10 protein-coding genes are annotated in these 12117 nt (G+C 70.2%); 6 read left to right on the top strand and 4 right to left on the bottom strand.

What is annotated here, in order from left to right:
• The first annotated feature begins 129 nt into the window (after positions 1-129).
• Together ACFWU3_RS33185 and ACFWU3_RS33180 are read left to right on the top strand one after the other, a co-directional pair.
• Positions 130-1419, top strand: a complete 1290-nt coding sequence (locus tag ACFWU3_RS33185; RefSeq protein WP_384444839.1) for a DUF6986 family protein — start codon at positions 130-132, stop codon at positions 1417-1419.
• A gap of 111 nt (positions 1420-1530) precedes the next feature.
• Positions 1531-3195 (top strand): serine/threonine-protein kinase, encoded by a 1665-nt coding sequence (locus ACFWU3_RS33180; protein WP_384444837.1) that lies wholly within the window; start codon positions 1531-1533, stop codon positions 3193-3195.
• Positions 3196-3259: 64 nt separating this feature from the next.
• Here the strand turns inward: ACFWU3_RS33180 and ACFWU3_RS33175 are convergent, their stop codons facing one another.
• A complete protein-coding gene (locus tag ACFWU3_RS33175) occupies positions 3260-4249 on the bottom strand; it encodes a LacI family DNA-binding transcriptional regulator (protein ID WP_384444835.1) in 990 nt (329 codons plus the stop codon).
• A gap of 212 nt (positions 4250-4461) precedes the next feature.
• Here ACFWU3_RS33175 and ACFWU3_RS33170 point away from each other — a divergent pair, with 212 nt between their 5' ends.
• On the top strand, positions 4462-5430 hold the full coding sequence (locus ACFWU3_RS33170) for an ROK family protein (RefSeq protein ID WP_384444833.1): 969 nt from the start codon (positions 4462-4464) through the stop codon (positions 5428-5430).
• Here ACFWU3_RS33170 and ACFWU3_RS33165 read toward each other — a convergent pair.
• The gene (locus tag ACFWU3_RS33165) at positions 5414-7450 is read right to left on the bottom strand and encodes an NPCBM/NEW2 domain-containing protein (RefSeq protein WP_384444831.1); all 2037 of its coding nucleotides are present in this window, start codon (positions 7448-7450) and stop codon (positions 5414-5416) included. The two genes, ACFWU3_RS33170 and ACFWU3_RS33165, sit on opposite strands and share 17 nt — an antisense overlap.
• 268 nt (positions 7451-7718) lie before the next feature.
• On the opposite strand from ACFWU3_RS33165, the gene ACFWU3_RS33160 reads away from it, so the two are divergent.
• Genes ACFWU3_RS33160 through ACFWU3_RS33150 form a run of 3 tightly spaced genes read left to right on the top strand, consistent with a single transcriptional unit; the run spans position 7719 to position 10875 of the window.
• Entirely contained in the window at positions 7719-9014 is a 1296-nt protein-coding gene (locus tag ACFWU3_RS33160; protein ID WP_384444830.1) for an ABC transporter substrate-binding protein, read from the top strand.
• 32 nt (positions 9015-9046) lie between these two features.
• On the top strand, positions 9047-9961 hold the full coding sequence (locus tag ACFWU3_RS33155; protein WP_313947751.1) for a sugar ABC transporter permease: 915 nt from the start codon (positions 9047-9049) through the stop codon (positions 9959-9961).
• Complete coding sequence (locus ACFWU3_RS33150; protein WP_384444828.1) at positions 9958-10875, top strand: carbohydrate ABC transporter permease; 918 nt, start codon at positions 9958-9960, stop codon at positions 10873-10875. Before ACFWU3_RS33155 ends, ACFWU3_RS33150 begins: the two co-directional genes overlap by 4 nt.
• A gap of 102 nt (positions 10876-10977) precedes the next feature.
• Here the strand turns inward: ACFWU3_RS33150 and ACFWU3_RS33145 are convergent, their stop codons facing one another.
• Positions 10978-11544 (bottom strand): PASTA domain-containing protein, encoded by a 567-nt coding sequence (locus tag ACFWU3_RS33145; protein ID WP_384444826.1) that lies wholly within the window; start codon positions 11542-11544, stop codon positions 10978-10980.
• Positions 11545-11833: 289 nt separating this feature from the next.
• The gene (locus tag ACFWU3_RS33140) at positions 11834-12010 is read right to left on the bottom strand and encodes a hypothetical protein (RefSeq protein WP_384444824.1); all 177 of its coding nucleotides are present in this window, start codon (positions 12008-12010) and stop codon (positions 11834-11836) included.
• Positions 12011-12117 lie beyond the last annotated feature (107 nt).

The following is a 12117-nucleotide window of genomic DNA, read 5'->3' as shown; positions in this document are numbered from 1 at the left end:
GGCCGCACGGTGATTGCCACCGTGCGGCCCCGGCCGCGTTCGGGGGACCATTGACGCAGGTCGCGACCGCCTATTAACTTCACTATGCGGATTGTTGATTCCGTGCAGCGGAAAACAGGAGGGTGTGGGATGGGTCAGCAGGAGAAGGTGGCAACGAGCCTCGCCGGTGCGGTCAGCGAGGGCATCAGCGCCTCCCTCGCACCGGTGGACGCGGAGCTCGCCCGCCGATACCCGGGAGACCCCGGCACCCGCCAGCCCGTGCACACCGTCTACGTACCGGGTGACGTCTTCGCCGCCGCCACCATCCGCTCCTGGGGCGACCAGGCGCTCGCCGCACTCGACGAGCACGCACCCGACGCCGCCTCCCTCGCCGCCGTACTCGGCCTCTCGGACGAACTGGCGGAGCCCGTGTACCAGCGTGTACGGGCCAAGCTGGAGCGAGAGCCCATCGAGGACCTGCGCATCGACTTCGAGGACGGCTACAGCGGACAGGGCGAGGACGCCGACGCGGCCAGGGCCGCCCGTCTGGTGACCGAGGCGTACCAGCAGGGCACGGCCGCCCCGTACATGGGCATTCGTATGAAGTGCATGGAGGCGCCCGTACGCGACCGCGGCATCCGCACGCTCGACATCTTCCTCACCGGCCTGATGGAGCACGGCGGCCTGCCCGACGGGCTCGTCCTGACCCTCCCCAAGGTCACCTACGCCGAGCAGGTCACGGCGATGGTCCGGCTGCTGGAGGAGTTCGAGAAGGCGCGCGGACTCGACGCCGGCCGGATCGGCTTCGAGATCCAGATCGAGACCAGCCAGTCCATCCTCGCCGCCGACGGCACGGCCGCCGTCGCCCGCATGATCGACGCCGCCGAGGGCCGCGCCACCGGGCTGCACTACGGCACCTTCGACTACAGCGCCTGCCTCGGCGTCAGCGCCGCCTACCAGGCGAGCGACCACCCCGCCGCCGACCACGCCAAGGCCGTCATGCAGGTCGCCGCCGCCGGCACCGCGGTACGTGTCTCGGACGGCTCCACCAATGTGCTCCCCGTCGGCCCCACCGAGCAGGTGCACGACGCCTGGCGGCTGCACTACGGACTGACCCGCCGAGCCCTGGCGCGCGCCTACTACCAGGGCTGGGACATGCATCCCGGCCATCTTCCGACCCGCTACGCCGCCGTGTTCGCCTTCTACCGCGAGGGCTTCGCGCAGGCGGCCGCCCGCCTCGCCGCCTACGCCAACCACGCGGGCGGCGATGTCATGGACGAGCCGGCCACCGCCAAGGCGCTCAGTTCCTACCTGCTGCGCGGCATCGACTGCGGGGCGCTGGACACCGCCGAGGTGGCCGCCCTCACCGGCCTGACCCGTGCGGGTCTCGACAGCTTCGCGGCTCCGAGGCGAGGAGATCTCACCGCCACAGCCCAGTAACGGTGGCCAACTCTCGTCACTGCTGCCCCTGCTGCTCCGCCTAGTCTGTACCGGGAACGCGCACACGTGCATGCGGGCTTCGCACGCACACGCAACAGGAACGGGGCAGCGGTGACGTCGGGGGAGAACGAGCGGCTGGCCGGCCGCTACCGGGTGGTCGAGCAACTGGGCCGCGGCGGCATGGGAGTTGTCTGGCGGGCCGTCGACGAGGTGCTCGGCCGCGAGGTGGCGGTCAAGGAACTGCGGACGTACTCCGACTCGTCCGGTCCCGAACTGGACGACCTGCGGATCAGGATGCAGCGCGAAGCGCGGGCCGCCGCCCGCGTACGCCACCCCTCCGTCATCGCCGTGCACGACGTCACCGAGCACGACGGCCGCCCGGTCATCGTCATGGAGCTCATCGACGGCCCGTCCCTCGACGACGTGCTGCGCAACGAGGGCGTGCTGGACCCGCGCGAGGCCGCCCGCATCGGGGCCAAGGTCATGGAGGCCCTCGGCGCCGCCCACCGCGTCGGCGTACTCCACCGGGACGTCAAGCCCGGCAACGTCCTGCTGGACCGGGGCGGATCCGCCGGGGGCGACAGCCGCGTCGTGCTCACCGACTTCGGCATCGCCGCGATGGACGACCCCGGCGACGGCTCCACCACCCATCTGACCCGCAGTGGCGAACTGGTCGGCTCGCTCGACTACTTGGCACCCGAGCGGGCCCAGGGCCAGGCGCCCGGTCCCGCCTCCGACATCTGGGCACTGGGCGCCACGCTGTACGCGGCGGTCGAGGGCGCGGCCCCGTTCCGGCGCACCTCCACCTGGTCGACGCTCAACGCCATCGTGGTGGAACCGCTGCCCGAGCCGCAGCGGGCCGGCGCGCTGGGCCCCGTGCTCCGGCAACTGCTGCACAAGGACCCCGCACAGCGCCCCGACGCGGCGACCGCCGCCCGGCTGCTGGCCGCGGCCGCCGCCGACACCGCTGCCGCCTCCACCGCGCCGCTGGGACCGCCGGCGGGGCCGCAGGAGCCGGCGACCAGGGTGCCGACCGTGCTCAACGCGGAGGCGCACCGTCCCGAGGGATTCGGCCCGGCAGCACCCGGACCGGCCGTCCCCGCACCGGCGCCGGCCGTCCCCGCCGTCACGTCGCCGGTCTCCCCGCAGGGTTCCCGGCCCGCACGAACGTCCCGCGGTCGCCGCCGGATGATGCTCATGGCCGCGGGCGTGGTCGCCGTCCTGCTCGCCGGCGGAGGCGTGACGTACGCCCTCGTCGACCGCGACGGCTCCTCGACCGGCGAACGGGCGGGCGGCAAAGGCACGTCACCGTCCAGGAGCGCGGGCGGTGAGGCGGAGGCGGGCAACGAGATCGCACCCGGGGAGAAGAGTCCGGGCTCCGGGCCCTCCGAGCCGGACGCCGGGACGTCCCCGTCGAAGTCCGCACAGCCGCCGGCCGCCGGAACGACCGGTGGCGGGGCGACGACGGGCGGCGGCTCCGACCCGGACCCCGCGCCCGTATGCCATGCCATCGGCGGCGGCAAGTACAACTGCAAGGTGTGGCGCACCGCCACCTCGTACACGGCGTCCGGCACCGAGAAGGGCGTGCTGAAGGCGGGCACCAGCTACTTCTACTGTCAGCAGAACCTGGGCCGCCGTGAGACCCGCGGAAAATGGACCAACGTCTGGTGGGCCAGGACCGACGACGACAGTGGCAACACCGGCGTCTTCGTCAACGACGTCAACATCCAGGGCGGCCACAACGACGAGCCGGTGCCCGGCCTGCCGGTCTGCTGACGCCGGTCTGCCGACGCCGGGCGGGCGCGGCGCGGGCAGGACGGTCGGCCGCGGGGCAGCGGGGCTAGCGGTCGCCCGCCGGCGGCGGGATCTCGCCGCTGCCCCGCGGGATCAGTACCGTCTCCAGGGCGACCTGGGTCGGCTCGTCGTCCGCGCCGTCGAGGCGGCGGAACAGCCGCTCCGCGGCGGTGCGTCCCAGCGAGGCGGCGTTCTGGGCTATCACCGTGATCCCGAGCAGATCGGCGAGCTCGATGTCGTCGAAGCCCACCAGAGCCACCTGCTGCTCGCGCTCCGCCAGCACCCGTACGGCGGTGACGGTCACCCGGTTGTTGCCCGCGAACAGCGCGGTCACCGGCCGGGGCCCGGACAGCATCTCGGTGACGGCCGAGCGGACCCGCTCGGGGGCGGTGGAACCGAGCGACACCCACGAGTCGTCGACATCGAGCCCGGCGTCCTCCATGGCCGCGCGGTAGCCGCGCAGGCGCTCGACGGCGGTGTGGATCCGCGGCTGGTCGCCGATGAAGCCGATACGGCGGTGGCCGTGCGCGATCAGGTGGGCGACGCCGGCCCGGGAGCCGCCGAAGCTGTCGGAGAGCACCACGTCCGCGTCGATCTGACCGGCCGGCCGGTCCACGAACACCGTGGCTATGCCGGCCTTGATCTCCGGCTCCAGATAGCGGTGGTCGTGCCCGGCGGGGATCACGATGAGGCCGTCGACCCGACGGGCGCACAGGGCGAGCACCAGCTCCTGCTCGCGGTCGGGGTCCTCGGCGCTGGAGCCGTTGATGAGCAGCGCGCCATGGGCGCGGGCGACCTCCTCGACCGCGCGGCTCAGCGGGCCGTAGAAGGGGTCGGCCAGATCCTCCAGCACCAGCCCGATCGAGGCGGTGCGCCCCTTGCGCAGCACCCGCGCGCTGTCGTTGCGGCGGAAGCCGAGGAACTCGATCGCCTCCTGCACCCGGCGTTCCGTGTCGGGCGTCACACCGGCCTCGCCGTTGACCACGCGGGAGACCGTCTTGAGACCGACTCCGGCACGGGCGGCGACGTCCTTCATGGTGGGACGATTCCCGTAGCGGGGCTCGGGACCCCGCGTGCGCACGGGCGTGTGCGAGGGGCGGTCGGTATCGGCCACAGTGCGTAGTCCTGTCGTTGTGCGGCGTATGCGAAGCTGTACCGTCGAGCATAGGGCCTGGACAACGTTGTCAGGGGAATGGAGACTGGTTACCGAACCGCAGGTCCGACCAGTTTCCGGGGGATCCCACACCAATGCATACCGACCTCGTCGCCGCGCTGGACATAGGCGGCACCAAGATCGCCGGCGCGTTGGTGGACGGCAGCGGCCGCATCGTTCAGCGGGCGCAGCGCCCCACACCGGCCACCGAGGGCGCCGAGACGGTGATGCGCGCGGTCGAGGCGGTGCTCACCGACCTGTCCGCATCGCCGCTGTGGACGGAGGCATCGGCCGTCGGTATCGGCAGCGCGGGTCCGGTGGACGCCTCCGCCGGCACGGTCAGCCCGGTCAACGTCCCCGGCTGGCGCGACTTCCCCCTGGTCTCCCGCGTCCGGCAGGCATCCGGTGGCCTGCCCGTCGAACTCGTCGGTGACGGGGTCGCCATGACCGCCGCCGAACACTGGCAGGGCGCGGCCCGCGGCTACGACAACGCCCTGTGCATGGTCGTGTCGACCGGCGTCGGCGGCGGACTCGTCCTCGGCGGCAAGCTGCACCCCGGCCCCACCGGCAACGCCGGTCACATCGGCCACATCAGCGTCGATCTCGACGGGGACCTGTGCCCCTGCGGCGCCCGCGGCTGTGTGGAGCGGATCGCCAGCGGCCCGAACATCGCCCGGCGCGCGCTGGAGGGCGGCTGGCACCCCGGTCCCGACGGCGACACCTCGGCCGCCGCCGTGGCCGCGGCGGCCCGGGCCGGACACCCGGTCGCCGTCGCCTCCTTCGACCGCGCCGCCCAGGCCCTCGCCGCCGGCATCGCCGCGACCGCGACGCTCGTGGAGATCGAGATAGCCGTGATCGGCGGGGGAGTGGCGGGCGCGGGCGACGTCCTGTTCACACCGCTGCGCCGGGCCCTGCACGACTACGCCACGCTCTCCTTCGTCCAACGCCTCCGCGTCGTCCCCGCCCTGACGGGTACGGACGCCGGCCTCGTGGGCGCCGCCGCTGCCGCCTCGCTCGGCCGGCGAGGCGAGGCGGCAGCGGCGGTCGTCAGCAGCCGATCCTGAGATCGCCCCAGTCGGCATGGTCGTAGCTGATGCCGTCCCCGCCGTCGGTGACCACCAGCCGGACGACCTCGGCGCCGCTCACGTCGGCCGAGAGCGGCTGAGCAGGCATCGCATGGGTCAGGACGCCGGTCGAGGCGACCTTCTCGCCGTCGGCCCAGATCTCGAACGTCACTGTGCCGCGTGTTCCCGTCTCGTCGTCGAGCCCGACCTGGGCGGTGAGCGTGGAGCACTTCCCGCCCGTGTAGTACTCCACGGCACTCGCGGCGTGGACTCCGAGGCCCTTGGCGAAGACCTGCCCGCCGATCGTGATCGGCCCGCCGTCGCCCGCCTCGCCCTCGCCGTTGCTCCGGTCGCGCTCCACCGGCCCCCAGTCGCTGACGGCGCTCAGCCAGGCCAGATCGCTCGGATACGACTCGCCGGCCGGCGGTGCCACCACGACCTGGATCCGCAGCGGCACGGTGGAGGTCAGCCGCTGCCCTGTCGGCGAGCGGTACGACGCCTCGAGGGTCAGGTCGTACGCGCCGGGGGCGGTGCCCGGGGGGATCGCCGCCTCCCAGGCGGTGGTGAGCTTCCTGCCGCTCGGGAGCGCGGCCGCGGTGGTCGCGGACCTGGGCCTGAGCCTCCAGCCCGCCGGGCCGGTCAGCGCGACGGACACGGCCAGTGCCGGGGTGCGGCCGAGATCGGTGACGGTGGTGGTGAGCGTGCCCGTCCGCCCGGCCTCCCTCATCAGCCCCTCGTCGGCGCTCAGGTCGACGGCCGGCGGCAGCAGCGCCCACTTCCGGTCGACGAAGACACGCACCAGCACGGTGCCGTGCGCCGGAACCGTCGCGGCGATCGTGCCCGCGGTGTTGGTGTCGGAGTGCTTCCACAGATCGCGCATCCGGTACGCGGGTGCGCCCGGGAGGCCGACGGCCTTCGCGGTGGTGGCGATCCGCTGCGGAGCGCCGCTCTCGTTGAACAGGGCGACCGTACGGCTGCCGTCCTGCATCTCCTTGGCCACGACCCACCGGCCGGCCTCGGACGAGACCACGGTGCCCTGCTTGCCCAACGGGTCCTGGTCGACGGCGATCACCTCACGGTTGCCGAGGATCTCGAAGGCGGAGGCGGGTGCCTTGCGCAGATCGGACCCGATGAGCAACGGGGCCGCCATCACCGACCACAGGGAGAAGTGCGAGCGGTACTCGGTGTCCGTCATCCCGCCGTTGCCGACCTCGAGCATGTCGGGGTCGTTCCAGTGGCCGGGACCCGCGTACGGCGCGAGCGGCAGATTCTGCTTCATGATGGACAGCATCGAGCCCCAGTGATCGCTGATGTCACCGGTGGTGCGCCAGAGTTGGCCGACACCCTTGGCCCACTCCCAGGGCTTGTTCTCGCCCCACTCGCAGATGCTGTAGAGGATGGGGCGACCGGTCGCCCGCAGGGCGTCGCGCATGGTGGTGTAGCGGAGCTCGGCGTCCACGCCCTGGTTGTTGCAGTTGTCGTACTTGAGGTAGTCGACGCCCCAGTCGGCGAACTGCTGGGCGTCGCTGTACTCGTGCCCGAGGGCGCCCGGGAATCCGGCCTCGTTGCAGGTCTTGGTCCCCGCGCTGGTGTAGATGCCGAACTTCAGTCCTTTGGAGTGGACGTAGTCGGCGACGGCCTTGATGCCGTTCGGGAAGCGCACGGGGTCGGGAACGAGTTTGCCCTCGGCGTCGCGCTGCGGCAGGGCCCAGCAGTCGTCGAGGTTGACGTACTCGTAGCCGGCGGCCTTGAGCCCCTTCTCGACGAAGAGGTCGGCGATCCCCTTGACCATCGACTCGTTGAACTCCGCCCGGCAGTGGGTGGAGTTCCAGTTGTTGAAGCCCATCGGCGGGGTGAGAGCCTGTGCGTCGTCGACCTGTGGAGCGGCGGGAGCGGGTTCCGCCCCCGTGACCGGGGCGGCGGCGAAAGCCGGGGTGCCTAAGCCCCCGGCGCTGAGCAGCAGGGTGACCAGCGCTCCGACCACTCGATGGCGGGTAGTGCGGGTGGGAAGGTATCGCATCGTGACTTTCCTCCGTACTCGCGCCTGTTTGAGGCGGCGTCATGTACGCGTAAGTGACGAGCGTTTACGGTAGGGCGTGTTGGAGTCTGTTGGAAGAGATGCGGTAACGGTTGCACGATCTCGCGTCAGAACCCTTGACGACACCCTTTTCTGGGAGTGAGATCCAATCCTCGCGTTGAGTTGTGTTGGGTTGCACCCCGAAGGAGGGGACATGGCGCAGTCATCGTTCAACAGTTCAGCGGCACCCGGGAGCGTGGCAGGACATCGGATGTCCCGGCGGAACCTGCTGCGCGGTGCCGCGGCGGGTGCGGGTGCGATCGCGCTGCCCTCGCTGCTCGCCGCGTGCGGCAGTGGTCCGGGCGGTGACGGCAAGACCGTCACCATGGGATCCAATTCGTCCGACCCCGTGCCGAAGAAGGCCTTCGCGGACGCGTTCGCCGCGTACGAGAAGCAGTCCGAGGAGAAGCGGAAGATCAAGGTCAACACCGTTGACCACAACACCTTCCAGGAGAACATCAACCGCTATCTGCAGGGCAAGCCGGACGATGTCTTCATGTGGTTCGCGGGCTACCGCATGCAGTTCTTCGCCAAGAAGGGCCTCCTGCACGACATCAGCGACAACTGGGAGGGCTACCAGGGCTTCTCGGCCGCGCTGAAGGCCCAGTCGACGGGCGAGGACGGCAAGCAGTACCTCACGCCGTACTACTACTACCCGTGGGCGGTCTTCCACCGGAAGAGCGTCTTCCAGCAGTTCGGCTACACCGCGCCCAAGACGCTCGACGAGTACATAGCCCTCGCCAAGCAGATGCAGAAGGACAAGCTCGTTCCCATCGCCTTCTGTGACAAGGACGGCTGGCCGGCGATGGGCACGTTCGACTACATCAACATGCGGACCAACGGCTACGAGTTCCACAAGAGCCTGATGGCCGGCAAGGAGGCGTGGACGGACAAGCGCGTCAAGGACGTCTTCGACACCTGGCGCAGCCTCCTTCCGTACTGCCAGCCCGCCGCCAACGGCCGTACCTGGCAGGAGGCCGCCACCAGCCTCCAGAAGAAGGAGACGGGCATGGCGGTGTTCGGACTCCCGCACCCCGGCGCCCAGTTCCCGAAGGCCGAGCAGGCCGACATCGACTTCTTCCCGTTCCCGGAGATCAATCCGGAGCACGGTCAGGACGCGGTCGAAGCCCCCATCGACGGCTTCCTGCTGGCGAAGAAGTCCAAGAACCTCAAGAACGCCCAGACCATGGACAGCGCGAAGGACCTGCTGAAGTGGCTGGCCACGGGCAAGGCCGAGGACATCTACCTCGCCAGTGACCCCAACAACATCGCGGTCAACGACCAGGCGGACATCTCCCGGTACACCGACATCCAGAAGAAGGCCGTCGAACTCGTCTCCGGCGCCAAGCAGATCTCGCAGTTCCTGGACCGCGACACCCGGCCCGACTTCTCCTCGACGGTGATGATCCCGGCCATCCAGACCTTCATCAACAAGCCGAAGGACGTGGACGGGTTGGTCAACAGCATCGAGCGGCAGAAGAAGAGCATTTTCGCCTCCGAAGGCTGACCCCCCACCATCTCTACTTGGAGCCATCACCCGTGCCGCTGAACACTCCGCGGCGCGCCGTACGACGAGGGCCGCGGCGCTTCACCCGCCGCGACCTCGCCGTGATGGGCGTGCTACTGGGCATACCGATCCTGCTCGACGTGGCCATCGTCTGGGGGCCGACGCTGGCCTCCGTCGTGCTGTCCTTCACCAGCTGGGACGGCATCGGGGACATCTCGTGGGTCGGCACGAAGAACTACGAGAACCTGTTCACGAACTACCCCGCCTTCTGGCCGGCCGCGCGCCACAACCTGCTCTGGCTGGCCTTCCTCGGGCTGGTCGCCACCCCGTTCGGACTGCTGCTGGCCGTCCTCATCGACCGGGGCGTGCGGTTCAGCAGGTTCTACCAGTCCACGCTGTACATGCCGGTGGTGCTCTCGCTCGCCGTCGTCGGTTTCATCGCCCAACTGGTCTTCTCCCGCGACCAGGGCGCACTCAACGCCATCCTCGCGAACACCGACAACCCGACCGACTGGCTCGGCGACCCCGACCTGAACATCTGGATGATCCTGCTGGCAGCGGCCTGGCGGCACACCGGCTACGTGATGATCCTGTATCTGGCCGGTCTGAAGGCGGTCGATCCCTCGCTCAAGGAGGCCGCGTCGATCGACGGCGCCGGTGAGGCGCAGACGTTCTTCCGCGTCGTCTTCCCGACGCTCCGCCCTGTCAACGTGATCGTCGGCGTGATCACCGTGATCGAGGCCCTGCGCGCCTTCGACATCGTCTACGCCGTCAACAAGGGCCGCAACGGCCTGGAGTTGCTGTCCGTACTCGTCACCGACAACATCATCGGCGAGGCCAGCCGGATCGGGTTCGGCTCCGCCATCGCCGTGGTGCTGCTGCTGTTCTCCATGGGATTCGTCGTGACGTTCTTGGTCCAGGAGATCCGTGGGGAGAAGAACCGATGATCGACACCGCCCCCGCGCCCGCCACCGCCCGTACCGGGAGCGCCGCGCCGCGCAGGCGCCGGATCCGTCCCGGCCGGCTCGGTGTGCACGCGTTCCTGATGACGGTTTCGCTGGCCTTCCTCGCGCCGCTGCTGCTCGCGGTCTACGCCTCGCTGAGGCCGTACGACGAGACCTCGCAGCACGGGTACTTCTCGCTGCCGAAGAAGCTCTCCCTCGACTACTACCAACAGGCTTTCAGCGACTCGGGGATGACGAAGTACTTCATCAACACCCTGATCATCGCCGTGCCCGGAGTGATCGTCACCCTCTTCTTCGCCTCCTTCGTGGCCTTCGCCGTGGCGCGCCTCAACATGCGCGGCTCGATCGTGCTGCTGATGCTGTTCACCGCGGGAAACCTGCTGCCGCAGCAGGTCATCGTCACGCCGCTGTACGTGATGTTCAACCGCATCCCGCTGCCGTACTGGATGTCGGACTCGATGACGATGTTCGACTCGTACTGGGCCGTCGTCTGTGTCCAGGTCGGATTCCAGATCGGCTTCTGCGTCTTCGTCCTCGCGAACTTCATGCGCACGCTGCCGAAGGAGATACTCGAAGCGGCGATCGTGGACGGGGCGGGTGTGTGGACCCAGTACTGGCGCGTCACGCTGCCCCTGTGCAGGCCGGCCCTCGCGGCCCTCGGCACACTCCAGTTCACCTGGATGTACAACGACTTCCTGTGGGCACTGGTCTTCATCTCCGACGGCGACAAGCTCCCCATCACCTCGGCGCTGAACAATCTGCGCGGCCAGTTCTTCACGGACTACAACCTGCTGGCCGCGGGCTCGGTGATCGTGGCGCTGCCCACGCTGATCGTTTTCCTGCTGCTCCAGCGGCACTTCATCGCGGGGCTGACACTCGGATCCAGCAAGGGCTGACACCCCGTCGGCCGATCCGCCTGTCGGCCCATCCGTCCGTCGCCCGATCCGCAGCCCGACGCCCCCGCCGGTGACCGGCGGGGGCGTCCGTGCCCGTTCGCGTCAGGGACAGGTCTCGCTCAGTTTGACCGTGCCGAAGTCCAGTTCGGTGCCGACGTCGACGGTCCTGCCCGCCGCGACGCTCTGCGAGCACACCTTCCAGTTCCGGTCGAAGACCTGCATCCGGCCGGCCCCGGTGCTGTCGTGGGACGTCAGGACGAAGAAGCCCTCCGCCTGGGCGGAGTCCTGGGCCTCCTGGAGCCCCATGCCGACGAAGTCCAGGACTCTGGCGCGTTCTTCCGCGGGCGCCTTGGCGTCCGGGGGAGCGGCGGCGGGCTTCGGCGCCGTGGTCTTCGGTGCAGCGGTCTTCACAGCGGGCGCTTCTGGCTCGGCGACCACCGGTTCCGGCGCCTTCGCCGTCACGGTGGCGGTCACCGTCGGCGCCGGATTCGCGGCCGCGGCGGTCGTCTTGGTCTCGCCGCCCGCCGAGCCGACGACGACGCCGAAGAAGAACAGCCCGACGGCGGACGGAATGACGACGCGCTTACGTGCCCAACCGGGCTTGAGCGCGGGCGCCACCGCCTGATACGGAGCGGTCGGCTGCTGGTTCCAGCTCGTTGATCCCCCCAAGGATGCTTCGTGGAGAGTTGACCGTAGCGCTCCGGTTCGGGTGGATGTGAAGCAGGGGTTCCGTTAGTGACGCATCTGTGACCGATCGTCAGGGGGAGGGGTGGGGCGGGTCTCGGGGCTGTTCGGGTTCGCGAAGCTCCGGGCGTCATGTCGGCGCAGGACCACACGTGCCCCCGTCCCGGTCCGGGACGGGGGCACAGGCGTGTGAGCGGGCTTCCGGCGGAGTCCGCCAAGGCGCGCGACGGTCGGGCAGGTCCCGGGCGACGGACGGCGACTCGTGCGGGCCGCCTCAGGTCACCGCGTCCGCGGAGTGCTGGGTCACGATCACCAGGAACGCGTCCGTCTCGAGGTCCATCACGACCTCGGCCGGCTGGCCCTCGTCCCGGCGCCGGCGGGCGAACTCCTCGGCCGGCCAACTGCCTCGCGGGCCCCCGGCGGGGAACCACTCCAGTACCGTACGGCGCATCGCGCACCCCCTCTGTCTCTGCAGCTCCAACGACGCTCCGCCGCCCCATGTCACGGCCGGGCCCAGCTTTCGCTTCGTAGGGTGAGACGCGGACCGCCGTGGTGCGG

Origin of the sequence: Streptomyces sp. NPDC058685 (assembly GCF_042714725.1) — a bacterium.
GTDB lineage: Bacteria > Actinomycetota > Actinomycetes > Streptomycetales > Streptomycetaceae > Streptomyces.
The sequence above is the reverse complement of the archived record's forward strand: the minus strand, read 5'-3'. Positions and strand labels throughout refer to the sequence as shown.

Bases quoted from the DNA above. Each gene is read 5' to 3' on its own strand.
- ACFWU3_RS33160 (WP_384444830.1), top strand. From the start codon at position 7,719: ATGTCCCGGCGGAACCTGCTGCGCGGTGCCGCGGCGGGTGCGGGTGCG.
- ACFWU3_RS33175 (WP_384444835.1), bottom strand. From the start codon at position 4,249: ATGAAGGACGTCGCCGCCCGTGCCGGAGTCGGTCTCAAGACGGTCTCC.
- ACFWU3_RS33140 (WP_384444824.1), bottom strand. From the start codon at position 12,010: ATGCGCCGTACGGTACTGGAGTGGTTCCCCGCCGGGGGCCCGCGAGGC.
- ACFWU3_RS33185 (WP_384444839.1), top strand. From the start codon at position 130: ATGGGTCAGCAGGAGAAGGTGGCAACGAGCCTCGCCGGTGCGGTCAGC.
- ACFWU3_RS33165 (WP_384444831.1), bottom strand. From the start codon at position 7,450: ATGCGATACCTTCCCACCCGCACTACCCGCCATCGAGTGGTCGGAGCG.
- ACFWU3_RS33170 (WP_384444833.1), top strand. From the start codon at position 4,462: ATGCATACCGACCTCGTCGCCGCGCTGGACATAGGCGGCACCAAGATC.
- ACFWU3_RS33150 (WP_384444828.1), top strand. From the start codon at position 9,958: ATGATCGACACCGCCCCCGCGCCCGCCACCGCCCGTACCGGGAGCGCC.